The sequence below is a fragment of the Streptomyces sp. NPDC048185 genome (genome assembly GCF_043202495.1).
Classification (GTDB): domain Bacteria; phylum Actinomycetota; class Actinomycetes; order Streptomycetales; family Streptomycetaceae; genus Streptomyces.
The window spans coordinates 342,060-367,741 of the sequence record NZ_JBIDAN010000005.1 but is presented as its reverse complement, the minus strand read 5'-3'; the positions used below and the strand labels follow the sequence as shown (position 1 = coordinate 367,741).

Sequence of the window (25,682 nt, the reverse complement as noted above, 5' to 3'; positions counted from 1 at the left end):
GGTGAAACTCCATGCGCCTGCGGCTTTATGATCGTTAACGAACCGGCGCACCACGCCCGCGACTCCGTTCCGGGAGGTTGTTGACGACCGCGAACGCAACGGAGCAAGCGGGCCGCGACGGTGACACATGTGACGAAAGGTGCACTTCATGGCCCTCGGGCTGCTCCGACGCCGGCGTTCCCGCGGCACGCCCGGTGCCGCATCCAGTCTCTCGGTCCCCCTTCCGCCCGGGGCAGGCGGAATCGGGTTCGAGGTCGTCGACCCCGTGGGACAGCCCATGGGGGGCGCCGAGGTCACCGTGACGGCCCTGGACAGCCACCGCGTCGTGACACACGGCACCACGGACCCGAACGGCTGGTTCATGGTCACGCTGCCACCCGGCTCCTACAGCGTGATGACGGTGGCCGAAGGCCTGACGCCGGCCCGCGAGAACATCGACATCACCGCGGGAGTGGCACTGCCCCCGGTGCGTGTCGCACTGGAGTCCGCCCGTCAGCTGGAACTGCCGACTGCCGGGACCTGGCTGTTCGACCCCCCGCACACCGCGATCCGCTTCATCGCCAAGCACGTGGGCATGGCCCACGTCCACGGCCGGTTCACCCGCTTCGAGGGCGGCATCCGCGTCGCTCCGAACATGGCCGACTCCCACGTCTCGGTACGCATCGACGCCGCAAGTCTCACCACGGGCAACAACACCCGTGACAACCACCTGCGTTCCGCGGACTTCCTGGACGTCGAGCGCTACCCGTACATCGACTTCACCAGCACCCGGTTCGCCTACCGCGGCGGCTCCAAGTGGACGCTGCACGGCACGCTCACCATGCACGGCACCAGCCGCTCCGTCGGTCTCGACACGACCTACCTCGGCACGGTGAACGGCGGCTACGGCCAGGAACTGCGCTGCGCGGCGCTCGCCAAGGCGGAACTCCACCGGGAGGACTTCACCCTCAACTGGCGTTCGATGCTGGCCCGCGGCATCGCGGTCGTCGGGCCGACCGTCCAGCTGGAGCTGGACGTGCAGGCGATGTACCGCACCCACGACACCCCCACGCCCCCGGAGTAGGGCGACGCCCCCGAGACGGTCTCGGGGTGACGGGCGACGAGGGGCCGGCTCCCGGTGAGGGCGCCGGCCCCTGTGGCGGTCGGCTCAGGTGAGCCGGAGCAGCGGGGTGTCACACCCGAGGACCTCTCGCAGGAACGGGATGTCCGTCCAGGGGAGGTCGAGGGCGCGGGCGGCGTACCGGAGGGTGACGTGCTCCGCTCCGCCGGCCGCTTCGCGGAGTGTCTTCATCGCCTCGTCGTGGTCGAGGAAGGCGGCACTCCCGGCGGGCGGGCCCTCGTGGGGGTCGCGGTCGGGTTCGGGAGCCAGTCCGTGGATGCCGGTGAGCCGGTGGGAGAGGCCGGCTGCCGCCTCCAGGGTCGGCGGGCGCTCGTCCAGCAGGGCTCGTGCGACCGGGTTGTGGCCGACGGCGTCCCGCAGCGGCAGGTGGTAGAGCAGCGGTGAGACCGGGGTGAGCCGGATGCCGTCGTGGACGGTGCGGACGGTGCCCCGGGCACCGTGGATCGCGGCGGCCCACAGTGCGGACGCCTCGGAGGGGTGCCAGGCCAGTGCGGGGCCGGCCGCCGATGCCGCGTTCCGGCCGGGAGTGAGGGGGTGGCGGCCGGTGAGGCGTTCGAGGAGGAGCTGTTCACCGATCTCCCCGTCGAGGCCGGGGCCGGCGACGTAGACGGTGGTGGGGATGCCGGTGAGGTGGCAGGCGGCGAGGACGTAGGCGTCCCCGAACGGACTGCGCAGGGTGGGTTCGTCGCCGTGGGTGAGGATGTCTCCGCCGATGTCGATGACGCGGATCCGGCCCCCGGCGGCTTCGGCCATGGCTTCGATCTGCCGCGACAGGGCCGTGAGCCCCTGGTTGGGGTCGAGCAGCAGCAGCTGGGCGGGCAGGTCCCTGGCCAGGCCGGCCATGGTGGATCCGGCCGGAGGGCGGGCCCGGGTGGCGGGGGTGAAGGCCGTGCCGCCGGCTGCGCGGGCGAGTCCGGTGAAGTCCCGTCGCCCGAGGGGCCGGGCGGTGGGGTCGACCTCGGGGCGTTCCCAGGCGTACGTGGCGATCAGTGGCGGGGCCGGGTCGACGGTGACGGTACGGGCGGCGACGAGGGTGCCGATGGGGTCGCCCCCTCCGCCCGCCGCGATGTACAGGTCGGTCATGCGACCGGGTCGCGCAGGTCGATGCCGGTGATGCGTAAGGGGGTCGCCCCCATGTTGTCGCGGGCTCGCCGGTTGGCGGCGTGGAGGTTCTCGTAGTACTCGCGGTCGAGTGCCTTGACCGGCTCGGAGTAGAACATCCAGGAGAGGATGTCGCGGTACTTGAAGCCCTTGGGAGTCAGCTGGACACGGCGGCCGATGCGGTGGACGAGTCCGTTGGACTCCGCCGCGTCGAGGATGGCCTCGAACTCGGCGGCATGCTGCTGGTAGCCGAAGCGGTCGAGTTCCGTCAGGTCCAGGTCGAACGTGTCGAGCACGAGGCGCTTGCGCACGATCTCCTCGCCGGTCAGCTCGAAGCCGGTGACGGGGGCGAGTTCGTGGTTCTTCGCCTTCTTGATGTAGTCGGCGACCTCGGCCGTCGAGGGCTTCACGCTGCCGCTCATGTAGTCGAGCACGCTGGTGTAGGAGCGGGCGCCGACGCCGAGCCCGAGCAGGGGGACGCCGTGGAAGGTGAGCACCTTCTGGGCGTAGCCTCCTCGGCCGGGCCTCTTGTAGCGCACGGAGCCCTCCTGGACATAGCCGTGCTCGAGGAAGACCTCGCGGGCGTAGTCGTAGCGGTCGTACAGCTCCGGCTGCCACATGTACTGGTAGGCGCCGGTCTTGGAGAACCAGGCGTCCGGCCGCACAGTGAGGAAGTAGGTGCTGATGGTGGTGGGCCGCAGCCGGGCCAGCTCGTCCACGCTGTGCCGCCAGGTTTCGGGGGTCTGCCCGGCGAAGCCCATGATCAGGTCGGTGGACAGGTCGGGCAGGCCGAGTTCGTGTGCCGTGTGGACGGCCCGGCGGATGACGTCCTCGTCCTCGCCGCCGCGGCCGGCTTCGCGGATCTCGCGGGGCACGAGGGACTGGATGCCGACGTTGGCCCGCGTGAGCCCCATGTCGATGAGGGACCTGAACTCGTCGGGTTCGTCGGCGATGGAGGACGGCGTGGCCTCGACGGCGACTTCCTCGACGGTGGAGCGCCAGTTGGGGTAGACGGCACCGATGGTGGTGAAAATCTGCTCGAAGTGGCGGGGCTTGAGCAGGGCGGGGGTGCCGCCGCCGATGTAGATGGTGCGCAGGCGACGGGCCTGGATGATCTCGGCGTGATCGCGGATCTGGGTACAGAGGGCGTCGGTGTAGGCGTCGAAGACGTCCTCGTCGGTGCTGATGATCGTGTAGAGGTTGCAGAAGCCGCATTTGCGGTCGCAGAAGGGGACGTGCAGATAGAGGTTGAGCTCGGGGACCTGGTAGTTGGCGAGGTCCTTCTCCCACACGTCGTGCACGGTCCACTTGCCCTGCTCGAGGGGCCGGTAGGTGGAGCGGGGCGGATAGGAGTACTGGTAGGGCGGTATGACGCCCTGGTCGATGTGGTCGGCGAGCTGCTGGTGCAGGCTGGTCACGGTGCAGTCCCCGTTCGGGTCGCGGATGCGGGTTACCTGACGTGGTGATCCGACCACGGAGTGCGTGACCGGCTCCATGGGGTGTGTGCACCAAATGACCAATGGTTACCGGCGAGTTGACTGGTCGTTACTCCAAACGGCCGTGTTGTGGGGGGAGTTGTTTTCGTCGGTCAGGCCCATAGTCGCCCGCCGTGCCCTGCGGCTTTGCTGGTCGCATGACGATCGGTGGGGGCCCGCGCGGGCCGGCAGTGCTGGTGATCGAGCCGATGGGCAACGCGGGGCGCTTCCTCGTCGAGGCCGCCGAGCGGCTGGGCCTGCGGTTGTACGCGGCCACGCACGAGGACGTCCACGACGGCTACCCGCCGTGGCTGCGGTCGGCCCTCGCAGGGGTGTGTGTGACGGACCTCGCGGACACCCCGAGGGCCCTCGACGACATGGAGGCCTTCTGCCGGCGTCACGCCGTCTCGGGCATCGCCCCCTGCTTCGAGCTGTTCACCCCGCTCGCCGCCCTGCTCGCCCAGCGGGTCGGTCTGCCCGGCAACGACCCGCTGCTCGCGCCCGCGGCCAGGAACAAGATCCTCATGGGGGAGGCGTTCGCCGCCGCCGGTATCCCCGCCCCGCGCTGGACCGTCGTGCACGACGCGGCGGAGGCACACCGGGTGACGCGGTCGGGCGAGCTGGGCTGGCCGCTGGTGGTGAAGCCCGCGGAGCAGGGCGGCTCGTGGGGCGTGTCCGTGGTGGACACCGCCGACCGGCTCACGCGAGCGGTCGGTGAGGCCCAGCAGTACACCCACGCCCACCCGCACGGCCTGAAGCTCGACACGCGGGCCCTGGTGCAGGAGTACGTTCCCGGTGAGGAGTACTCGTGCGACACGGTGGTCGCGGACGGGGTGGCCTACCCCCTGCCGGTCGTCAGGAAGGACACCACGCAGGGCCCGTACCGGATCGAGACCGGGCACACCTGCCCCTCCGGTCTGGCCCCGCCGCTCGCCAGGCGGGTGCAGCACACCGCGGCACGGGCGGCACTCGCCGTCGGTGTGCGCAACGGGATCGCGCACACGGAGGTGAAGATCCCCCGGGGCGCGAAGACGCCGTACGTGATCGAGACCGGTGCCCGGCTGCCGGGCGACAACCTGTGCGAGATCGTCGAGGCCGCGACGGGTGTGAGCGAGGCCGTGGCCTGTCTCCAGGCCGTGCTCGGCCGGGTCCCCGACACCGTCCCCTCGCGTACGGACGCGGCCACGATCCGGTTCCTGCTGCCCGAGCGGGGCGGGGTGCTGCGGCAGGTGTTCATCCCCGCGTTGCCCGGTACGCACAGCGAGCTGCACCTGCGGCCCGGTGACACGGTGCCGGAGCCGGCGGATTCGAGCTGCCGCGTCGGGCACGTGGTGGCCCGCGCGGAGACGACTGACCGAGCAGACACGCTGGCCGGCCGGGTGACGGCCCGGTCCCGAGTGGAAGTGAGCTGAACAGATGCGGAAGATCGCGTTCTTACGGTCGGTCGGCGTCCGGCGCGCCGACCCCTACATCCAGCAGGCCGTACGCGGGCTCGCCGCCGAGGGGATCGAGGCGGGGCTCTTCCACACCAGCGGCACCGCGGACGACGACGACTTCCCCGGGTACCGGGAACGGCTGGACCGGGCGGTGACACCGCGGGAGCTCGCCGACGCGGTCGCCGCCTGGGGAGCGGATGCCGCGGTGTCGATCTCGCTGCCGTGCGAGAACGCGCTGCGGGACGCGGCGGCCAAGGCCTTCCTGGACGCGTCGGGCATCCCGACGATCATGACTCCGCTCGCGTCGACGATGCTGCTGGTGGACAAGTGGGAGACCAAGCGGCTCTGCGAGCAGGCCGGGCTGAGGGTGCCGGACGGCTTCCGGACCGACTCCGATCTGCTGGCGGGGCGCGGTCTGCCGGTGCCCGGCTACCGGGACGCCCTGCGCGTGCGGGCCGAACGGATCGGCTATCCGCTGCTGTCGAAACCGGTGTGGGACTCGACCAGCATGGGCATCCGCACCCTCCGCGGTCCCGCCGACCTGGACGCCTACCTCGCGGCCCCGCCTCAGGTGTCGGCGGTGGTGGAACAGGTCGTCGAGGGCGACCTGTGCAGCGTGGACATCGTCGGGCGGCCCGGTTCCTACCGAGTGCTGCCGCTGTGCTGGACCGGGCGCGCCGGGGCGGAGCCGGTGTTCACCTTCGCCGACCTGCGCTGGTGCGGGCCCCGCGAGGAAGCGGACGCCGCGTTCGCCGACGTGGCCCGCACCCTGGTCGCCCTGTGCGGGGAGCTGGGGGTGTGCGGATCGGTCAACGTCGACATGGTCTACAGCCGCGGCCGGTTCGTCGTCCTGGAGATCAACCCGCGCATCGGCGGCGCCACCACGCTGTCGTGTGCGGCGTCGGGCACGAACACCTTCACCTCCCTGGCCCGCATGGCCCGCGGTCTGCCCGTCGCCGGCGGCACGGCCCGACGGGCGGGGTGGGCCGTGGAGTTCCTCGCCGAGGACCGCGTTCCTCCGGCGGTGGTGGCCGAGCTCCGGCGGCGCGTCGCGGTGGTCACCGCGCACGACCTGGTCATCGACGGTGTCTCCCGCGGCGACATCGTCGCGTTCACCCTCGCCGAAGGCGACGAGGAGGAGACGGTGAAGGCGCTGACGGAGTTGCACGGCACGACCGGCTTCCCCGGCGCCGACGTCCTGCGCAAGATCGGCTCCCTGCTGTGCCCGTGAGCGTGTCGGCGCCGGCCCGGCGCCGGCCCCGTGCGGCGGACCGCCTCGGCGTGCCCGGGCTGCGGGGGCACGGCCTCTTCGTCACCGGCAATCTGATCGACTCCGTCGGCAACGGCATGCTCCTGCCGCTGGGGCTGCTGTACTTCACCGACGTCCGGGGGCTGCCGCTGGCGCAGGTGGGGGTGGCGACGACGGTGGGGCAGGCGATCGCCCTGCCGGTCACGTTCCTCGCCGGACGCCTCATGGACCGGGCGGGGCCGAAACCGGTGGTGGTGTGGGCGAACGTCGTCGCCGCAGCGGGGTTCGCCCTGTTCCTGGTCGCGGCCGAGCTGTGGCACGTGGCGGGCGTGTACGTGCTGGTGCAGGCCGGGATCAACATGTACTTCACCGCGCAGCGCACCCTGATCACCCACGTCACGGAGCCCGGGGAACGCCGTGCGTGGTTCGCGTTCACCGGCTCGCTGCGCAATGTCGGTCTCGCCGCGGGGGCCGCCGCCGCGGCGGGGGCGTTGACGGTGTTCGGGCAGGGCTCCCTGCGGTGGATGATCGCGGTCGACGCCGCGACCTACCTGCTGGCCGCCCTCTGCTTCGCCGCCGTCCCCACCACTCCCCCGCCGGCGCAGCGGACGGCACCGGCCACTGGAGTGACCGGGGCGGACGACACGCGCCGCTACCTGGTCCTCGTGGCCGTGAACATCCCCTACGTCCTCGCGCAGGCGATGCTGTCCGTGCTGGTCGCCGTGTACACCACCCGCTCCCTGGGGCTTCCCGCGTCGGCGGCGAGCGCCCTGTTCGTCGTCAACACCGTCATCGTCTCGGCGCTGTCGACCGTGGTCACCGCGCACGTGGCGCCGGAGGTGCCCCGCCGCGCCGTGGCGGCCGGGTACCTGGTCATGACGGTGGGGATGGGCGCCTTCGCCCTGCCCGCGCTGCCCCGCCTCGCTTTCACCGCCTGGGTGGCCCTCCTGGTCGCGATGGTGCTGTTCAGCGTCGCGGAGATCCTCCTCGGACCGGCGTTGAGCGAACTGTCCGTGAGCCTCACTCCCGGAGCGGCCGGGGGCTTCACGCAGGGGCTGTACCAGTTCTCGTGGGCCGTCGGCATGGTCGCGGCCCCCGCCGTGTTCACCCTGCTGCTGGAAGCCGGGCCGCTCCTGCCGTGGGGCGGCGAGGCCGCCGCCTGCCTGGTCGCCGCCCTCGCCGCGCCGGCCCTGAGGTCCCCCAACCGTCACCGCCGGAGGAAACCCCGTTGATCCTGAGTTTCGTCGATTCCGTCCGCGCCGTTCCCGCCGCCGAGTGGGAACCCCTCGCCCGCCCGGCCGGCCTCTACCTCTCCCACCGGTGGCTGGCCGGCGAGGAGGACGACCCCACCGCCGCGCGCGCGTACGCCCTGGTCCGGGACCGCGCGGGCACCCTGCTCGCCGCCGCGCCCCTCTGTCTGGTGCGGAACGAGCCGAACGACTTCTACCGGCCCGGCACCGTACTGCCCGCCCGGCTGCGGCCCCGTGTGATCGCCGGAGCACGGCGCGGCTACCACAACGCCCCGCTCACCGCTCACGGCCTCGACAGCGCACGGCGGGACGCCTGCCTGCTGCTGTTGCGCGATGCCGCACGCCGCTTCGCCGGCCGGCACGGCACCACGCACTGGTGGCCGTACCTCACCGCACCCGCCGCCGCCCGGCTCGCCCCCCTCTATCCGGGACGCCCTCTCCACCTGGAGGACGACGCCGTCATCCCGTTGCCCGGCGCGGGTGTCGACGACTACATCGCCTCCCTGCCGTCCCGGCGCCGTGCCGGCATACGCCGCGAACGCCGTGCCTTCGCGGCGGCCGGCCTGGACGTACGCCACGAGGCGCTCACGGACTGCCTGGAGGACGCCGGGGCCCTGCTCGCCGGCCACCAGCGGGACCACGGGCACGAGCGGGACGGCGTCGACGCGATGACCGGGCTCCTGGCGCGGCAGGCGGCGGCGATGGGCGACGAGGCGCGTGTGGTGGCCGCCTACGACGGGCGGCGGATGACCGGGTTCTGCCTGTACTACCACTACGGGTCGACGACGTGGATCCGCGCGGTGGCCGTCGACCGGCGGCACCCCGCCCCGCACCTGTACTTCAACCTCATGTACTACCTGCCCGCCGAAGAGGCCTACGCCCACGGCACGACCGCCCTGCACGCGGGCATGACGGCCATCGAGGCCAAGCGCCGACGGGGGGCCACGGTGTCCGGCCTGTGGGCGCTGGCCGACCGGTAGCCGAGGGGCCGGCGAGGATGCGCGAGTCGGGTGAGGGGCCGCCGACGCGGGCCCGCTCGAACCGCACCGGACCGGCAGGGCCTGGCGTCAGCCGACGGGGCGGACGGTGTGCCGGGCGGCGCGGCGTGCGGTGCGCAGGGCCCCTTCCCGGGTGGCACCGCGCAGTCCCAGGACGACCCGGGTGCTGAGTCCGTCGAGGAGGGCGAGGAGTTCGTCGGCGGCCGCCGGAACCTCTTCCTCCGGCAGCTCCAGGCGCCCCTGGCGCACCCCTCGGGCCAGCAGCAGCTCCAGGTCTGCCTGCCAGGCCAGGTCGATCTCCTCCTGCGCCTTCGTCAGTTCGCCGTTGCCCGCGGCGCGCGCCCACAGTTCGACCCACAGCATCCAGCGGGAGTCACGGGGGCCCTCGGGCAGGTAGAGCTCGAGGAAGGCGTCCAGGCGGCGGGGAACGGTGGTACGCCTCGACAACAGGGCGCGGCGCTCTGCGGTCAGCCGGTCCTCGCTCCAGCGCAGCGCTTCGAGGAGCAGCCGGTCCTTGCTGCCGAAGTAGTACAAGATGTGCCCGCCGGAGGTGCCCAGGCGTTCCGCGAGCGCGGACATGGTGAGGTCGGCCAGGCCGTGCTGCGCGATGGCGCGCATCGCCTCCTCGAGCATGCGCTCACGGGCGATGGCCCCGCCCCGTCTCCGTCGTGCCTCTGACGCCGTCACGGCGATCAGTGTAGCGACGTGCACCGACGCATTTGAATGCCGATCAAAAAAACTGGCGGATCCCGGCCCGGCTCTTGACAGGGCGCCACCGTCTTCCACATCTTGTATGACGTTCAAACTTCCTTGAACCGCGTTCAAGGAAGACGCCCCCCGCTCCCTCCGCCCGCGGCCAGCCGCCCGATCCCCGGGGACGCACACCTCCATGACGCACACACCTGCCGGCACACCGCACGGCACTTCCCCACCGACGCCCGCACCGTCCGGCGGATCCCCGGCGCCCGCCGGCCTCGCGCGGCTCCTCGGCCCCGTCGGCGCCGTTCTGCTCACGCTGTCCTGCATCACACCCGCCTCGTCCCTGTTCATCCTCGTCCCGGAGCTGTTCGCCGGGCAGGGCACAGGCGCTCCGCTGACCATCGTGGTGGGGATCGTCATCTCGATCGCGGTGGGCGCGTGCTACGCCGAACTGGGCACCCTCACACCGAGTGCCGGCGGTGAGTACGCCATGGTCGACGCACTGCTGGGACGGTTCCTCGGATGGGTGACCTTCGCGATGACCATCGCGATGCTCGTGGTCATCCCCCCGGTGATCGCTCTGGGCACGGCCGACTACCTCGCCGACCTCGTGCAGGTGGACCCGCGGGTGGCCGGCTGTGCCGTCATGCTCGTGGCGATCGCGACGGCCGTGCTGGACGTCAGGTCGAACGCTCTGGTCACCGGAGCCTTCCTGGTGCTCGAAGTGGTGGCCGCCGCCGTGGTGGCCGTCCTCGGCCTGGCACACGCCCAGCGTTCCCCGTCGGTGCTCGTGCACCCCGAGGTGTCCCAGGCCACGGCCGGACAGCCGGCGTTCACCACGGGCCTCCTGGTCTCCGGGCTCGCCGCCGCCATGTTCGTCGTCAACGGCTTCGGCACCGCCTCCTACCTCGCGGAGGAGATACGGCAGCCCCGTCGCAACGTGGCGCGCACCGTGTTCTGGTCGTTGTTCATCGGCGCCGCGGTCATCGTCGTACCCGCGGTCGCGGCGGTGCTGGGAACCGCGTCGACGGACGCGTTGTCCACGGCCACCTTCTCCGGCCTGGTGCGCGGCTGGGCGGGCGACACCACGGCCACCGTCATCGACCTGTGCGTGGCACTGGCCATCCTCAACGCCGTTCTGGTGATGGTGTTGCAGAACGCCCGGGTCGTGTACGCCTCGGGCCGGGACCGGGCCTGGCCGGAACCGGTCAACGAAGCGCTGACCCGGCTGCACCACCGTTTCGGCTCGCCCTGGGTCGCGACGCTGGTCATCAGCCTTCCCGGGGCGGCGCTGGCCTGCTTCGCCGACCTGTCGACGCTGTACGAGGCCACCGGCGCGATCCTCGCCGTCGTCTACGTACTGCTCGCCCTGGCCGCGCTGGCCGCCCGCCGGGCACCGCTGCGCGACCGTCCGGCCTGGCGGATGCCCCTGTGGCCCCTGGCCCCCGTCGTGGTGCTCGCCTCGGTCGGATACGTCCTGTACCAGCAGGCCGGACGTGACCTCGCCATCGCCGGCGGGGTCGTCGCGGCAGCGGTCCTCTACTACGTCCTGTACCTGCGCCGGCATCCGCACGACCGCTGGCGCGTGGCCGCCCCGGACGGCGACGACTGACACCGGCCGACACCGTTCACCCCGCCACGCCCCGCCCCGCCCCGCTCCGGGCAGGCCACCGCCCCGGGCGACCCGCACCACGCCGCACCGACTGGAGAACAGATCATGACCCTCCCCTCCCCCGCCGACCTGGTTCTGCGCAACGCCCGCATCCACACCGTGGACCCGGCCCTGCCCTCGGCCGAGGCCCTCGCCGTGCGGGACGGCCGGATCGCCTGGCTGGGCTCCGACGCCGAGGCCGCGCTGTGGACCGGTTCCGGGACCGAGGTGATCGACGCGGGCGGGCGGCGGGTCCTGCCGGGCTTCGTGGACGCGCACAACCACGTCCGGCTGGGCTCGGACGAGGAGTGTGTGCAACTGGCCGGGGCCCGCTCGCTCGCGGAGGTCGCCGCCCGGATCACGGCCTGGCGCGAGCAGCACCCGGGCGCGGAGTGGATCGAGGCGGAGGGGTTCGACTACTCGGTGCTTCCCGACGGCCGGATGCCCCGTGCGCGGGACCTCGACCGGCTCACCGGCGACACGCCCGCCTTCGTGCTCAGCTACGACGTGCACACCATGTGGCTCAACAGTGCCGCGCTGGGCAGGCTCGGCGTCACACGCGACAGCGGCGCGCTGCCGTTCGGTGTGCCCGAGAAGGACCCGGGCAGCGGCGACCCCACCGGTTTCGTCCGGGACTTCGCCGTGCGCGGACTGTCCCGCGAGGGTCATCGGGCGCTGCGCGCGCTCGGCGTGCCCTGGGCCTCCCCCGAGCGCCAGTACGGACGGCTGCTGCGCAGCTTGGAGGACGCGGTCCGCTACGGCATCACGACCGTCGTCGAACCGCAGAACTCACTGGACGACCTGGAGTTGTTCGTACGGGCGCGCAAGGAGGGGCACCTGCGCTCGCGGCTGGTGGCGGCACTGTTCCACCCCCGGGGCACGACAGACGCCGACCTGGACGAATTCGCCGAGGCCGCACGCCGGTTCGACGACGAGTGGATGCGGGTGGGGCCGCTCAAGCTGTACATCGACGACGTGGTCGAGCCGCGCACGGCCGCGCTGCTGGAGCCGTACACGGGCTGCAAGCACCGTGGCGACACCTTCTACCCGCCCGAGGAGTTCGCCGGGCTGCTGTCCCGGCTGGACGCACGCGGCTTCCAGTGCTTCGTGCACGCCACCGGTGACCGGGGCATCCGTACCGTGCTGGACGCGGTCGCCCGGGCCCGCGGCACGAACGGCCCCCGTGACGCCCGCCACCAAGTGGTCCACGTGGAATGCTGCGACCCGGCGGACGTGCCGCGCTTCGCCGAACTCGGGGTCGTGGCCTGCATGCAGCCACGCCACTGCGCTCCCGAGATCGCCGGTCCCGGACAGGACTGGGCGCGGAACGTCGGTGCGGGAAGGTGGCACAAGGCGTGGCCCATGCGCAGCCTGCAGCGGGCCGGGGCGACACTGGCCTTCTCCAGCGACTGGAACGTCGCCGAGATGGACCCCATGGTGGGTCTGTACACGGCGGTGACCCGCCAGCCGCTGAACGGAGGCGAGGCGTGGATCCCGGAGGAGACGGTGGACATCGAGACAGCCGTGCACGCCTACACGATGGGATCGGCGTACGCGAACTTCCTCGAGGACGAGCGGGGTTCGCTGACGGCCGGCAAGTTCGCCGATCTGGTCGTCCTCTCCCGTGACGTGCTCACGGTCGACCCCGCCGCCATTCCCGGGACCGTGTGCGACCTCGTCATGGTGGGCGGGCAGGTGGTCCACCGCGCATCGGCGTGAGCGTGGTCCCGGCCCGCCGTGCGCGCCGCCTCCCGGGTGCGTGCTGCTCTCCATGGGAATCTGGGCACGACACCAAGGTCTGGTGCGCTCGGCGTGCGGCGGGCCGTGGCGCGGGACGCCCGGCGGCTCACGCGGCCCGCGCGTGGCCCGCGCACCGATGAGTTTCCCGCGCCGCGCCGGTCCGTACGTCGGACATCCACGGACGGAAGGCTGGGCGCCATGCGGAAACTGATCTACGGCATGAACCTGACCCTGGACGGTTACATCGCCGCGGCCGGCGACGACATCGGGTGGAGCGGACCGCCGAGCCCCGAGCTGTTCCAGTGGTGGCTCGGCCTCGAGCAGGCGAGTGGCCTGACGCTGTACGGGCGCAAGCTGTGGGAGACGATGAGCTCCTACTGGCCGACCGGCGATCAGCGGCCCGACGCCACCCCGGCGGAGATCGAGTTCGCGCGGAACTGGCGCGACACGCCGAAGGTGGTGTTCTCCTCGACGATCGACAAGGTCGACTGGAACACCCGCCTGGTCACCGGCGACGCGATCGCGGAGATCAGCCGGCTCAAGGCGGAGGACGGCGGACCGATGAGCATCGGCGGCGCGACGCTGGCCGGGGCGGCCATGCGCGCCGGGCTGATCGACGAGTACGCGATCGCCACCCATCCGGTCCTGGTGGGCGGCGGCACGCCGTTCTTCACCGCCCTGGACGGCTGGGTGAACCTGAACCTGGTGGAGACCCGGACGTTCCCCGGCGGCGTGGTCCTGACCAGGTACGAGACGAGGCGCTGACCAGCCGCACCCGGCACGCTCCGCCCTCAAGCGTCCGGGCGGCGCCCGCGCTCACCGCGCGGGCGCCGCCCGGAGCGACGTCGAAGGCAAGGAAAGCGAAGGAACTTGTTTCAAAAGGAGTGGAGAAGGAAGCCCCTTCATGGCCTTGCCCAGGGCAACGCTAGCACTCAGTCCGGGATCAGGTCGCGCAGATTTTCGAGCGTGACGACCCGGGAGTGCGGATGCAGCCCTTCAGGACGTTCGAGACCGATGTACGTCACGGGCTCGTCCGGGACCGCGGTGCCGTCCCACAGGTCCACGGCCGTGGTGCCGTCGGACATCAGGTCGACCAGGTACCGCACCGTCAGGTACTCGCGTTCCACGATGGCGCGCACCACCTTGGACACCGATATCTGGTTCTCCTCGACCCGGTTGGCGGAGGAGATGCCTCTCAGATACAGGTGCAGCCACTTCGCGCGCCACCGGCCGTCTTCCTCGCGCCGGAACACCAGCGGCAGTGCCACCCGGCCCGTGCCGCGCAGGTCCGACTTCGTCCGTACCGTGCGCGGCTCGAACGGCCGGCCCTTCTGCTCGCCGTCGCGCAGCATGAAACCGAAGAACGACTCCTCGACCTCGTCGAAGCCCTCGCCGGCGTAGATGTCGACCTGCGGAACGATGAAGGTGCTGCGTACCCGGTCCAGAGACAGCTCGATGAACTCCGAGGCCCCGTCGGGCGCCTCGGTGACATCACCCGAGTGCACACCCGCGACGGTCTTGAGGGAGGTGTAGGAGAGCCAGGAGTCCATGCTGTAGTCGGTGTGGAGAAGCATCGCCGAGAGGTCGTAGTCGGTCCGCTTCCCGGTCTCCTTCCAGTACACGAAGAAGCGCAGCCGTTCGCCGTCGACCGCCGAGGCCGATCCCCGCGGCAGCACGCCGAGCCCGGCCGCGGCCGCCCGGCCGCTGAGCGGGAGGGCCACGTCGAGGACATCGCGGTCGAGCAGCAGCCGGCCCGGTGCCGGGAGTCTGCGGCGTATGTCGGCGTCGAGGGCGGCGATCAGGCGCTCGCGATCGGCGGCGGGTACCGGTGGCCGGTCGTCCGGGGCGACCCATCCGCGGCCGCGGCGGTTGACGAAGACCCGGGGCCCGCCGTTCTCCCGCACGCGGTTCCGGAGGTGCTCGCGGACCGACAGCACGACGCGGCCGGAGACCTCGGGAGCGACCCGCACCGCGGCGGCAACCACCTCCTCCCGCTCCTCCTGGCCGGCGGCGGTGCGCAGCAGGTGGTCCAGGGCGCGGAACAGCTTGCCGGGCGCGGACTCCAGCAGCCGCACCGCGCCGGGTATGTCGGACGCGTCGAGCAGCTCCTCGACCCGGCTGTCCATGGACCGTGCCTCCTTCTCCCCCCGCGCCACAGCGAACACGTCGGCCGCGTGCGGCCAGCGCGGATACTCGTGCGGGTGGAGGCGCTCACCGAGCCGCTTGAAGGGCTCGCGGTGCGCGTGCACGTCGGTCAGTTTGGCGGGGCTGGCCGCGACCACGGCGTCGAGGCCCGCGAGCAGTGCGCGGCGGACCGGCCGCGGCAGGGACCGGAAGCGGGTCGGCTCCTGCAGCGTCACGTCGCCGCCCGACAGCGCGCAGGCGAGCCGCAGCACATCGGTGACGGTGTCCAGCAGGAGGTCCGCGCCGGCCATGAGCCGCGCCTCGTTGACGACTGCCCGGTTCTCCCTGACCGGGATCGACTCCGGCTGCGGTCCGAGCGCACACCGGTGGGCGAGGGTCTTGAGGTCGCTGAGGTGGTCCTCGCCCAGTGGCGTCGTGCTGCCTGCCAGGGCCAGGTACAGGTCAGTGATTTCGTCGTCCAGGTCCCGCCCGAGGTGCAGGACGGTCACCCGGTCGCCCGCCGAGGCGATCAGCTCGTCCTGTGCTGCGAGCAGCTGCTCGTAGGTGTGCTGGTAGCGGCCGTACGCGGGCAGGCTGAGCAGGTCCAGCACGCCGTTCGCCGACTGGGTCAGCACACTCTCCCGCGCCGTGTCGTCACCGAGCGCCTTCACCACGCACCGCATCCAGAACTCTTCGGTGTCCGGCACGTTCGACGGGAAGTCGATGAAGTACGAGTTGTGCCGGACGTGGTCCCCCACCATCTCGCTCACGGCGCGCAGCGTCCGCCTGGCGGTGTGCACGACCGCGGCCCCGGACAGGCCGGACAACCGCTCCAGCAGCTCCGCCGAGAGCTTGAAGCCCACGGAGGTCAGCGCCGCGTCGAACTGCCGCGCAGCGGTGGCGCCCTCCCCGGCGGAGCCGCCGGGGAGGGGAACGCGGTGGGTGTGCCGGATGACCAGTGATTCGAGTCCGTGCGCCATTCGGGGATGATCGCAGAGTTGTCCGAACCGGCGCACAGGAGTTTCGGCGCGCGCCGTGAGGACCCCGAGCCCGACCGTCGTCACAGGCGCCGGCCTGCCTCCCGCCCGGCCGTTGTTACGCTCCCCGGGTGAGGATTCCGGGAACCGAAGAGATCCGTGCGCTGCACGAGAAGTACGCGCCGAACGCCGAGGCGTTCGACCTCGTGCACACCCACTGCGAGATCGTCTGGGGCATCGCCGAACGGCTGCTCGCCGCACCGCATCTCGGCCACGTCGACGCGGAACTGGTCCGTGCGGGTTGCCTGTTGCACGACATCGGCGTCTACCGTCTCTACGGGGCCGAAGGGCGGCTGGACCACGGCAACTACATCCGGCACGGGCTGCTCGGTCACGAGATCCTGGAGAACGAGGGCTTCCCGGAGACGCTGCGCCGCTTCTGCTCCCACCACACGGGAGTGGGAGTCACGAAGGAGGACGTCGTGAGCCAGGGCCTCCCCCTGCCCGTCGCCGACTACGTGGCCGTGACGGACGAGGAACGCCTCGTCATGTACGCGGACAAGTTCCACAGCAAGTCCAGGCCCTCGGCGTTCCTGACCCCCGACGAGTACGCCTCCCACGTGCGCCGCTTCGGTGAGCAGAAGGTCACCGCCTTCCAGGCGCTGCGTGCGGAGTTCGGTGACCCCGACCTGACCGTGCCGGTGCCGGACGGTGACATGTCCGGCCGGCGGTGACCGCCGTCCACTCCTCCCGGGCCCGGGCCCCGGGCGGTCGGGCACCGTCGTAGGGCTGGTACCGGCGGAGGGCCGGGAACGAGCGCCTGACACGCTTCCTTTTTCGATGGAAGCGTCTGGGTAGGCTGGAGACAGCAGCACACCGCAGACGAGATCAGGAGCAGACGTGAGCGAGCCGGCGTCCATCGCCCAGCAGCAGGAGATCGCCAGGGAACTCCAGGTGGCAGAGAACTTCGACGCCGAACGGGAGATCGAGCGCCGGGTGGCCTTCCTCGCCGAGCGGCTGACCACCACCGGCCTGCGGTCCCTCGTCCTCGGCATCAGCGGCGGAGTCGACTCCACGACCGCCGGCCGCCTGTGCCAGCTCGCCGTCGAGCGGGCCCGCGCCGCCGGTCACGAAGCGCGTTTCTACGCGATGCGACTGCCCTACGGCACGCAGGCCGACGAGCACGACGCCCAGCTGGCGCTCTCCTTCATCCAGGCCGACCACGTGCTGACCGTCGACGTCAAGCCCGCCAGCGACGCCGCGCTGGAGGCCGCGGTGGCCGCCGACGTCGCCTTCCGCGACGCCCACCACCAGGACTTCGTCCTCGGTAACATCAAGGCCCGCCAGCGCATGATCGCCCAGTACGCGGTGGCAGGGGCGCACGACGGCCTGGTCGTCGGTACCGACCACGCCGCAGAGGCCGTCTCCGGGTTCTTCACGAAGTTCGGTGACGGCGCCGCCGACCTGGTCCCGCTGGCCGGCCTGACCAAGCGCCGGGTGCGCGCCGTCGCCGACGCGCTGGGCGCGCCCGCCGAGCTGGTGTGGAAGACGCCGACGGCCGACCTGGAGACCCTCGACCCGGGCAAGGCCGACGAGGAAGCCCTCGGCGTCACCTACGACGCCATCGACGACTTCCTGGAGGGCAAGCCGGTGGACGACGCGGTCTTCGAGAAGATCGTCGCGCGCTACCACCTCACCGAGCACAAGCGTCAGTTGCCCGTCGGACCCTGAGGCCACCGCGCCACCGCCCGCCGGGACCATCCGGCGGGCGGTGGGTGAGCCGGCCGGACAGGCCCTAGTCGTCCGGACTCCAGGCCGGCCGGCGTCTCCGGGGGCCGGCGAGGATGCGCTGCTCCATGGCCGCGTACCGCTCGCGTTCGCGCTGGGCGGCGCCGCGTCCGCCCAGGACGGTGCCCAGCCAGCCGAAGGCGAAGCCCAGCGGCACCGACACCAGGGCGGTCGTCGTGAACGGGAACCAGTTGAAGTCGGCCTCCGGGAACGCCGAGGTCGGCGAACCGGAGACCAGCCGGGTGCCCGACATGAGCACCAGGACGGTGACCGAACCGCCGATCAGGGTGCACAGCAGGCCGGTGCGGCTGAAACGGCGCCAGAACAGCGAGTAGACCAGCGCCGGGGCGATGGCCGAGGCGCCCATGCAGAAGGACAGCGTCGCGAGGGGCTGCAGGCTGCGGTGCTGGGCGAGCGCGGCCAGCAGCACCACCGGTACGCCGACGACGAGCGCCGAGACCCGTGCCAGGGTCATCTCGCGCTGCGGTGCCATGCCCTTGCGCCGGGACGCCGCGACGTCGTGCGCCAGCGAGTTGGCGCAGGCGAGCGTCATGCCGGCCACCGACGCGAGAAGGGTGAGGAAGATCGCCGTCGTGACGGTGCTGAACAGCAGGCTCTCCGTACGGGACACCTCGGGTCCGAACGCGGCCCGGGCACCCAGCAGGTAGGCGGTGCTGCCGCGCGGGTCGGCGGCGGTGATCTGCTGCCGGCCGACGAGCGCCGTGGCGCCGATGCCGATGACGGTGATCACCAGCATGAACAGGGCGACCGCCGACACCGCCCAGGACATGGTGCGCCGCACCTGCCGGGCGCTGCCCGCGGTGTACATGCGCATGGTGACGTGCGGCAGGCAGGCGCCGCCCAGCACGATGGCGACCTGGGTGCTGATCATGTCGGGGCCCGGGTGCGGCCCGTCCGCGAACTGCAGTCCGTACCGCAGGAACGCGTCGCCGGCCCCGCTGCGCCGCGCGGCCGTGTCGACCATCGCCCCGGGGTGCCAGCCGAAGCTGTGCAGGACGAGCACGGCGACCACGATCCCGGAGCCCAGGAGCAGCACGGTCTTCAGGATCTGGATCAGCGCGGTGCCCTTCATCCCGCCCAGGGCCGCGTAGCTGATCATCAGCGTGCCCGCCCCGACGATGCAGCCCGTCTTCAGGACGCTGCCGGAGAAGCCCAGGATGAACGCCAGCAGTTGTCCGACGCCCGCAAGTTGCACGATCATCATGGGCACCAGGGACAGCACGGTCACCGCGCAGGCGGTGACGCGCACGGCCCGCCCCGCCATGCGCCGGCCCAGCGCGTCGCCCATGGTGAAACGGCCCGTGTTGTGCAGGGGTTCGGCCAGCAGGACCATCAGCAGGAGCAGGGACAGAAGTGTGCTGAGGGCGAGCACGACGCCGTCGTAACCGCACAGCGCGATGACACCGCCGATGGTGAGCACCGTCGCGGCGGAGATGTAGTCGCCGGCGACGGCCAGCCCGTTGCGCACCGGGGACAGCGAACGGTAGCCGGTGTAGAACTCCTCCAGGTCGTCGCGGTCGGGGCCGGTCACCACGCACAGCAGCAGCGTGACGGTGACGACACTGCAGAAGGCGACGAGGGACCAGGTCTGCGCGGAGCCGCCGAGGCCCGTCATCCCCGAGGCTCTCCGGCGCGGTCGTCCGGGCCTCCGTACCGGCTGACTCTCCGGGCCAGGGGATCGACGTACCGCCGCGCCGTGTACTCGAACAGGATCACGGCCAGCCAGGTGACCGGAACCTGCGCCAGGGCGAGCAGCAGGCCCGTGGGCAGTCCGCCGAGGGCGGGGCGCGCCATCAGGGAGGGGGCTTCGACGGTGAGGGTCAGGAAGACGGCGAAGTACCCGAGGGCGGCGAGCGTGGCCACCCTGCGCTGCCACCGGCAGGCACGGCGCAGGATCCGCAGCGCGCGGTGGTGACCGGCGGGCGCCGGCAGGTGCGGGGTGACGGAGGGGGCCCGTCCGTTCCGCTGCCGTAAGAGGGGTGAATCGGAACCGTCGTAGGACATCTCGAACTCCTGGGGCGGCCGGGGCCCGACGTTCACGGACCGCACGAAGGTGGGGGTGGTTCGGGTCCCCGCACGCTATGCGGGGTATCGGCGCCCGTGGCGGGATTTCCGTCGAACTCCGCGGGGCCCGCCCCGGCCGCCGCCGTCCGCGGTGGTGGCCCGTGGTGCCCCTGTGGCTGCGGTGCCGCAAGAGACCTGTGGAGACTCGGTCCGCGCGACACCGCTCCCCTGTTCGTCGTACAGATGCTCGGGCGTGCGTCCAGGGCTCAGCGGAGGTCGATCAGCCGTCGCAAGGGGGTTCCGTACGCCCAGCGTCTCAGCAGGGCGCCGTCCATCAGACGGGTGTTCTCGCTCGCCCGGGCCCACCGGACGTCACGGCGGGTGAAGGTGCCGCGGTGCACGACCAGCCGGAGTGACGGTGGGCGGTCGCCGCGGTGTGCCGGGGCGAGCGGCGGGTCCTCGTCCGGGAGCGGCTCGGCGACGGGGCGGAACGCCACCTCGAGCCGGTGCCCGCGGGCGTGACGGGCCTGCACACGCGGCCGGACACCGTCGTCGGCCGTCCGCCGTACGGCCCAGCCGTCCCGGCGGAGCATGCGGCACACGGCCAGCGCGAGGCCGTCGACGTCCAACTCCGCGATCTCCTCCGGCGTGTAGTAGCCGCGGCGGCGCCGCGACAGGGGCCGACGGCGCCCGACGACCACCGGCACGACGACCGCGGCGAGGGCGAGCGCGGCCGGCAGCGCCACCGGGCCGACCGAGCGGCAGGCCACGACGAGGCAGGTGAACGCGCCGCAGGCCGTGAGCACCGTTCCGGTCAGCGCGGGCAGCACCTCCCGCAGCTCGGGTCCGTACCTGCCCTGGGCCCGCAGCAGGCGCACCGCCTGCCGCCGCCGAGCCCTCCTCGACCCCTGTCCACCTGTTCCCGGACGGCACCATGTCACCGGGCCAGCTCCCCCCAACCCTCCGCACACGCGCGTGGACGGGGCATACCCGTGGCACCGTCGGCGCATCCCCGCGGGGGCGACTTTCGGACACCCCGACGGGCATGGCCGGTGCGGCCCGGGAGGCGTAGCACCCGGGCGTCCCAGCGAGCGTCCCGGCGGCAGGCAGGGGACGGTGAGGACCATGAACCGTCACCGTCGCCCGCCCCGACGGGCCCCGTGGGTCGTGGGCGGCGCCGCCGTGCTCGTCCTCGGCGGCGTCGGCGTATGGGCGTGGGTGGCGCAGGACGGTGGTACGCCGGCACCGGCACCGTCCGCCTCGGTGGACCTCTCTCTGCCGACGCCGGTGCCGCTGCCGTCCTTCACGCCGTCCCCCGAGGTGTCGAGCACGGCACGGCCGAGGCCGACCCGCACCACGGTCCCTGCCCGGACGACGCCGGCCGGTCCCCGGCCCCCGGCACCGCCGGGCGACCGGACGTCCCGCCCCCGGGCCACCGGTGCCGTTCCGACGACCGGGCGGACGCCAGGGGTGGTGCCCCCCGGCTCGGCGGCGCCCTCGCGGCCCGGGGCGTCCGCGCGGCAGGAGCCGGCGCCGTCCCGCCCCCGGACCAGCGCCGCCGCGCGGACGCCCCGGGCGACACCCCACCGCTCCACGCCGCCCTCGCGGGCCGGGGCCAGCCCGCGGCCCCAGGCGCCGACGCCTCCCCGGACCGGCGCCGCCACCCCGACCGCCGGGCGGACGGCCAGGACGACCCCCAGTCCCCACGCACCGGCGCCCTCCCGGACAAAGGCGACACCCGGCCGTTCCTCGTCCACGCAGACACCGGACGCCTCCGCCGCCAAGAGGACGGCCAGGCCCCCCGCCACCGAGAGGACGGCCAAGCCCACCGCCACCAAGGGGACGGCCAAGCCCTCCACACCCGAGAAGACAGCCGGACCCTCCGCCACCAAGAAGCCGGCCAGGCCCCCCGCCGCCGAGAAGACACCCGGGCCCTCGGCGCCACCACCCGCCCGGAGTACGGCGGCGCCGCAGCCGGAGCCGAAGCCGCCCGGAGCGCCGGTCACCCGCACACCGACGCACGAGCCCACGGCGTCCCCCGCGCCGACACCGGACGACGGCCGAGTGGTGACCACGACGTGGTACGCGTCCCCGGCCGCGGTGGCCGCCGCACAGCGGATGGCCGCGGAGGGCGTGGTGGGCGATCCCGCCTGCTCCATGGCCGCCGTCGGACGACCGGACCCGCGCCTGCTGCCCCGGGCCGGCCGTATCGGCATCGGACAGAGCGGCGGCTACACCTGTCTCGTCGCCTGAGGCGGGCGGGCTCATCGCCCCGGACCCGCGCCTCCCCGAGATGGGCGCCGCCCCGGGCAGGCCGGGGCCTGCCGGCATCGCGTCGGGCCGGCGCGCCCGCCGGCGCGGGCTGACACGTGCCGAACCGGTCCGGGCCGCATCCCCCGCCGCGGCCCTCCCCCACGGCAGAGTGGGACCCATGGACACGGATGACGAGAACCTTCTGGCCCGGGCCCGCGTGGCGACCAGGCTTCCCGCCCAGGACCTGGACCGGGCGCGGCGGTTCTACGCCGAGCGGCTCGGCCTGCGGCCCGTCGACGAACGGCCCGGTGGGTTGCTGTACCGGTGCGCGGGCGCGGATTTCGTGCTGTTCCGCTCGACGGGTTCCTCACCCGGCACGTTCACCCAGATGGCCTTCGAGGTCGACGACATCGAGACCGTCGTGGCGGGACTCAAGCAGCGCGGCGTGGTGTTCGAGGAGGTCGACGCGCCCGGGTTCCGGACCAGGGACGGGATCGCCGAGGTCGAGGGGAACTACCCGAGCAAGGGCGCCCGGGGCGAGCGCGGCGCCTGGTTCCGCGACAGTGAGGGGAACCTGCTCGGCATCGGCGAGCCGGTCGTCTGAGCCGGATCCGCCCCGCTACGGCGACACGTCCTCCAGTCGCCGCCCGGCCGTCTCCTCCGCGCAGACGCCCGCGACGACGGCGCCCGTCAGGGACACCGCGGCCAGGGTGAGGAAGACGGTGCCGATGCTTCCGCCGGCGTAGACCGCGCCGACGACGATCGGGCCGAGGATCACGCCGAGGCGGTTGAGCGCCCCGCCCACGCTGCTGCCCAGGGCCCGCATCCGGGTCGGGAAGAGTTCCGGCGTGTAGAGGTAGAGGCAGATGTTGGAGCCGAAGAAGAACACCGCGGCCAGTGACGTCCAGACGAGGACCTGCACCGCGGTGTCCGCGCCGAGCCAGGCGAGGACGAGCAGGACCGCGGCGGAGCCGCCCAGACAGCCGGTGATCACCCGGCGGCGGCCCGCCCGGTCGACGGTGAGGGCCGCCAGCAGGCAGCCCAGCAGTCCCGCGCAGGACGTGACCGTGGAGTACAGCAGGGCGTCGGACAGGGCGAGGTCGTAGCGGTTCTGGTAGATGGTCGGCAGCCAGGACGTGATGCCGTAGTTGACGAAGTACCCGGTGAACCACAGGACGCCGACGACCAGGGTGCGGCGCCGGTAGCGGCCGGTGAACAGGCCGCGCAGTCCGCCTCCGGAACCCGCCCGGCCCGGGGCCCCCGCGTCGGGCAGCGGCGAGGCGACGGGAGGCAGCGGCTCGCGCGTCGCACGCTCCACGGCCGTCTCGATCCGCGTCATGACCGCGGCGGCCTCCTCGTTCCTGCCGCGGTCGGCGAGCCAGCGCGGGGACTCGGGCACGACGCGGTGCACCACGTAGGCGAGGACTCCGGGCAGCGCCGCGAGCCCGTACATCCATCGCCAGCCGAGCACCGGCACCAGCCATGCCGCCACCAGGGCGCCCACGGTCAGGCCGGCCGGGAAGACCAGCTCGTACAGCAGGACGAAGCGGCCCCGTTTGTGGCTGCGGGTGATCTCGGCGATGAAGGTGGCGGCCACCGGCACCTCTCCGCCGATCGCCAGGCCCTGCACGAACCGCAGCGCCATGAAGGCCTCCGGCGAGGGGGCGAAGGCGAGCGCCAGGTTGGCGACGCTGGACAGGGCCACGCACAGGGCGATCACCCGGACGCGGCCGATCCGGTCGGCGATGCGCCCCGAGAGCAGGGCGCCGACCAGCATGCCGATCGAGCCGACGGTGAGGAGCAGCGTGGCGGCGGAGGTGGACAGGTGCCATTCGCCGCGCAGCTCGGGCAGGGCGTAGGCGATGAGGAGCTGGTCGAACGCCTCGAAGAAGGTGACGGCGCCCACCACGAGCCGGACGGTGACGTGCCAGCGGGACAGGGGGAGCCGCTCGAAGCGGGCGGCTATGGAGGCTCGGAGCGTGCTGTCGGGTACTGCTTCGGTCGTCATGCGTGGACTCCGCTGGTCGCAGGGACGGGGACGGCAAGCGCGGGAGCAGCGGCGAAGAAGAGCGGGGCAGCGACCGACTGGACGTCAGGTAAGCGCCAAGCTTCTAAGCGCTTAAGTTGTATCTCTGGTGAGCGGGACCGCGTCAAGGCCTGACGCAGCGATTTGGCGAGCGATCTGTTCCGGGCCACCTCTTGCGCCCGAGATATTTAAGCCCTTAGATTTCTAGCGCTTACCCAAGTGCTTGCTCCGGCAGCTCCCCTGAACCCTCGTGCAGGAGGCCCCGTATGCTCCGAACTCCCCCGGACGAAGCGCTCGTTGCGGGCCGGTGGCGGCGCGGCTCGGGTGCCGCGACGCAGACGTCCGACCCCGCCACCGGCCGGCCCCTCGCCACGGTGCACGCCGTGACCGAGGACGAGGTCGCCGCGGCGGCGCGGGCCGGGGCGCGGGCCGCCGCCGACCCCCGCTGGCGCGATCTGCTGCCGCATCTGCGGGCGCGTCTTCTGCATCGCGTCGCCGCGCTGATCGACGCGGACGCCGAGCACCTGGCCGCCCTGCAGACCGCGGACACCGGCAAGGCGCTGACCGAGACCCGGGCGCTGGTGGCGAGTGCGGCCGCGACGTTCCGGTACACCGCCGCCGCGCTGGAGACCGCGGAGGACGCGCTCACGCCGTCCCGCGGCGCGTACGTGACCATGAGCGTGCACGAGCCGATCGGGGTGGTCGGCGCGATCAACCCCTGGAATTCCCCGGTCGCCAGCGACGCCCAGAAGCTCGCCCCGGCACTGGCCGCGGGCAACGCGGTGCTGCTCAAGCCGGCCGAGTGGACCCCCCTGGTGTCGCTGGCTCTGGGACGGCTCGTCACGACGGCGCTGGAGGAGAGCGACCTGCCACCGGCGCTGCTGTCCGTGCTGCCGGGGCCCGGCCGGGTGGTGGGCGACGCGATCGTGCGGGACCCGCGCGTCGGCAAGGTCGCCTTCACCGGCGGCACCACCACCGGCCGGTCCCTCGCCCGGGCCGCGGCCGAGAAGCTGATGCCCGTGTCGTTGGAACTCGGCGGCAAGTCACCGACCGTCGTGCTGGCCGACGCGGACCTCGAGCAGGCCCTGGCCGGCGTGATGTTCGGCGTCTTCTCCTCCAGCGGCCAGTCCTGCATCGCCGGGTCGCGGCTGTTCGTGGCGCGGACGCTGTACGACGACTTCGTCGGCGAGCTCGTCGCCCGGGTGCGGAAACTGCGCGTCGGCCCGGGCACCGACCCGGACACCCAGGTCGCCCCGCTCGTCCACCCCGCGCACCGCGACCACGTCGCCCGCTACGTGGACCTGGCCCGCGAGGAGGGCGCCCGGGTGCTGTGCGGCGGCGGCGCGCCGGAGGGCCCCGCCCACGCGGACGGCGCCTACTACCTGCCGACCGTGCTCGACGGGCTGCCCGGCGACGCGCGCACCTGCCAGGAGGAGATCTTCGGCCCGGTCCTGGTCGCGCTGCCCTTCGACGACGAGGAGGACCTGGTCCGCCAGGCCAACGACTCCGTCTACGGCCTCGCCTGCGGCATCTGGACCCGCGACCACCGGGCCGCCTGGCGGATCGCCCGCCGCGTCGACGCGGGCACCGTCTGGATCAACACGTACAAGCAGTTCAGCATCGCCACCCCCTTCGGCGGCATGAAGGCGAGCGGCCTCGGCCGTGAGAAGGGCCGCGACGGCATCCGCGCCTACCAGCGCCAGAAGTCCCTGTACTGGGGAACCGCCACCGCTCCCCTGCCCTGGGCCGGCTGACACTCCCGGAGAACAC

22 protein-coding genes are annotated in these 25,682 nt (G+C 72.6%); 13 read left to right on the top strand and 9 right to left on the bottom strand.

Annotated features, from left to right (window positions below; genetic code table 11):
- The first annotated feature begins 148 nt into the window (after window positions 1–148).
- Entirely contained in the window at window positions 149–1,063 is a 915-nt protein-coding gene (locus ACGF3H_RS17760; RefSeq protein ID WP_362493482.1) for a YceI family protein, read from the top strand.
- A gap of 84 nt (window positions 1,064–1,147) precedes the next feature.
- Here the strand turns inward: ACGF3H_RS17760 and ACGF3H_RS17755 are convergent, their stop codons facing one another.
- Entirely contained in the window at window positions 1,148–2,203 is a 1,056-nt protein-coding gene (locus ACGF3H_RS17755) for a DUF1152 domain-containing protein (protein WP_362493484.1), read from the bottom strand.
- Window positions 2,200–3,639, bottom strand: coding sequence for a radical SAM protein (locus ACGF3H_RS17750; RefSeq protein WP_362493486.1), 1,440 nt, complete (start codon window positions 3,637–3,639; stop codon window positions 2,200–2,202). Before ACGF3H_RS17750 ends, ACGF3H_RS17755 begins: the two co-directional genes overlap by 4 nt.
- Before the next feature lie 215 nt (window positions 3,640–3,854).
- Here ACGF3H_RS17750 and ACGF3H_RS17745 point away from each other — a divergent pair, with 215 nt between their 5' ends.
- From ACGF3H_RS17745 to ACGF3H_RS17730, 4 genes are read left to right on the top strand one after another with little or no spacing between them, the layout of a single operon-like run.
- A complete protein-coding gene (locus ACGF3H_RS17745; RefSeq protein ID WP_362493488.1) occupies window positions 3,855–5,108 on the top strand; it encodes an ATP-grasp domain-containing protein in 1,254 nt (417 codons plus the stop codon).
- Window positions 5,109–5,112: 4 nt separating this feature from the next.
- A complete protein-coding gene (locus ACGF3H_RS17740; protein WP_362493491.1) occupies window positions 5,113–6,363 on the top strand; it encodes an ATP-grasp domain-containing protein in 1,251 nt (416 codons plus the stop codon).
- Window positions 6,360–7,613, top strand: coding sequence for an MFS transporter (locus ACGF3H_RS17735; protein ID WP_362493493.1), 1,254 nt, complete (start codon window positions 6,360–6,362; stop codon window positions 7,611–7,613). Before ACGF3H_RS17740 ends, ACGF3H_RS17735 begins: the two co-directional genes overlap by 4 nt.
- Window positions 7,610–8,611, top strand: coding sequence for a GNAT family N-acetyltransferase (locus tag ACGF3H_RS17730; RefSeq protein ID WP_362493496.1), 1,002 nt, complete (start codon window positions 7,610–7,612; stop codon window positions 8,609–8,611). The genes ACGF3H_RS17735 and ACGF3H_RS17730 overlap by 4 nt, the downstream gene beginning before the upstream one ends.
- 87 nt (window positions 8,612–8,698) lie before the next feature.
- Here the strand turns inward: ACGF3H_RS17730 and ACGF3H_RS17725 are convergent, their stop codons facing one another.
- On the bottom strand, window positions 8,699–9,262 hold the full coding sequence (locus ACGF3H_RS17725) for a TetR/AcrR family transcriptional regulator (protein WP_362493691.1): 564 nt from the start codon (window positions 9,260–9,262) through the stop codon (window positions 8,699–8,701).
- A 256-nt stretch (window positions 9,263–9,518) separates the two neighbouring features.
- On the opposite strand from ACGF3H_RS17725, the gene ACGF3H_RS17720 reads away from it, so the two are divergent.
- From ACGF3H_RS17720 to ACGF3H_RS17710, 3 genes are all read left to right on the top strand, one after another.
- Window positions 9,519–10,940 (top strand): APC family permease, encoded by a 1,422-nt coding sequence (locus ACGF3H_RS17720; RefSeq protein WP_362493498.1) that lies wholly within the window; start codon window positions 9,519–9,521, stop codon window positions 10,938–10,940.
- A 105-nt stretch (window positions 10,941–11,045) separates the two neighbouring features.
- Window positions 11,046–12,698 (top strand): amidohydrolase, encoded by a 1,653-nt coding sequence (locus ACGF3H_RS17715; protein WP_362493501.1) that lies wholly within the window; start codon window positions 11,046–11,048, stop codon window positions 12,696–12,698.
- A 219-nt stretch (window positions 12,699–12,917) separates the two neighbouring features.
- Complete coding sequence (locus tag ACGF3H_RS17710; RefSeq protein WP_362493503.1) at window positions 12,918–13,484, top strand: dihydrofolate reductase family protein; 567 nt, start codon at window positions 12,918–12,920, stop codon at window positions 13,482–13,484.
- A 167-nt stretch (window positions 13,485–13,651) separates the two neighbouring features.
- On the opposite strand, the gene ACGF3H_RS17705 is transcribed toward ACGF3H_RS17710, so the two are convergent.
- Window positions 13,652–15,823, bottom strand: a complete 2,172-nt coding sequence (locus ACGF3H_RS17705; RefSeq protein ID WP_362493506.1) for a hypothetical protein — start codon at window positions 15,821–15,823, stop codon at window positions 13,652–13,654.
- A 128-nt stretch (window positions 15,824–15,951) separates the two neighbouring features.
- On the opposite strand from ACGF3H_RS17705, the gene ACGF3H_RS17700 reads away from it, so the two are divergent.
- Window positions 15,952–16,554 (top strand): HD domain-containing protein, encoded by a 603-nt coding sequence (locus tag ACGF3H_RS17700; RefSeq protein WP_362493508.1) that lies wholly within the window; start codon window positions 15,952–15,954, stop codon window positions 16,552–16,554.
- 166 nt (window positions 16,555–16,720) lie between these two features.
- Window positions 16,721–17,551 carry an ammonia-dependent NAD(+) synthetase gene (gene nadE, locus ACGF3H_RS17695; protein ID WP_362493511.1) on the top strand — a complete coding sequence of 277 codons (831 nt, stop codon included), beginning with the start codon at window positions 16,721–16,723 and terminating at the stop codon, window positions 17,549–17,551.
- Window positions 17,552–17,615: 64 nt separating this feature from the next.
- Here nadE and ACGF3H_RS17690 read toward each other — a convergent pair whose 3' ends face one another.
- From ACGF3H_RS17690 to ACGF3H_RS17675, 4 genes are all read right to left on the bottom strand, one after another.
- Window positions 17,616–19,244, bottom strand: a complete 1,629-nt coding sequence (locus ACGF3H_RS17690; protein ID WP_362493513.1) for a cation acetate symporter — start codon at window positions 19,242–19,244, stop codon at window positions 17,616–17,618.
- On the bottom strand, window positions 19,241–19,633 hold the full coding sequence (locus ACGF3H_RS17685) for a DUF485 domain-containing protein (protein ID WP_362493695.1): 393 nt from the start codon (window positions 19,631–19,633) through the stop codon (window positions 19,241–19,243). The genes ACGF3H_RS17690 and ACGF3H_RS17685 overlap by 4 nt, the downstream gene beginning before the upstream one ends.
- Before the next feature lie 266 nt (window positions 19,634–19,899).
- Window positions 19,900–20,511 (bottom strand): hypothetical protein, encoded by a 612-nt coding sequence (locus tag ACGF3H_RS17680; protein WP_362493516.1) that lies wholly within the window; start codon window positions 20,509–20,511, stop codon window positions 19,900–19,902.
- A 255-nt stretch (window positions 20,512–20,766) separates the two neighbouring features.
- Window positions 20,767–21,639, bottom strand: a complete 873-nt coding sequence (locus ACGF3H_RS17675) for a hypothetical protein (RefSeq protein WP_362493519.1) — start codon at window positions 21,637–21,639, stop codon at window positions 20,767–20,769.
- A gap of 58 nt (window positions 21,640–21,697) precedes the next feature.
- On the opposite strand from ACGF3H_RS17675, the gene ACGF3H_RS17670 reads away from it, so the two are divergent.
- The gene (locus tag ACGF3H_RS17670; protein ID WP_362493521.1) at window positions 21,698–21,886 is read left to right on the top strand and encodes a hypothetical protein; all 189 of its coding nucleotides are present in this window, start codon (window positions 21,698–21,700) and stop codon (window positions 21,884–21,886) included.
- Between the two features lie 178 nt (window positions 21,887–22,064).
- Entirely contained in the window at window positions 22,065–22,490 is a 426-nt protein-coding gene (locus ACGF3H_RS17665) for a VOC family protein (protein ID WP_362493525.1), read from the top strand.
- A gap of 15 nt (window positions 22,491–22,505) precedes the next feature.
- On the opposite strand, the gene ACGF3H_RS17660 is transcribed toward ACGF3H_RS17665, so the two are convergent.
- On the bottom strand, window positions 22,506–23,894 hold the full coding sequence (locus ACGF3H_RS17660) for an MFS transporter (RefSeq protein ID WP_362493527.1): 1,389 nt from the start codon (window positions 23,892–23,894) through the stop codon (window positions 22,506–22,508).
- A gap of 284 nt (window positions 23,895–24,178) precedes the next feature.
- Between ACGF3H_RS17660 and ACGF3H_RS17655 the strand changes: the two genes are divergently transcribed.
- Complete coding sequence (locus ACGF3H_RS17655; protein WP_362493530.1) at window positions 24,179–25,666, top strand: aldehyde dehydrogenase; 1,488 nt, start codon at window positions 24,179–24,181, stop codon at window positions 25,664–25,666.
- Window positions 25,667–25,682: the final 16 nt, after the last annotated feature.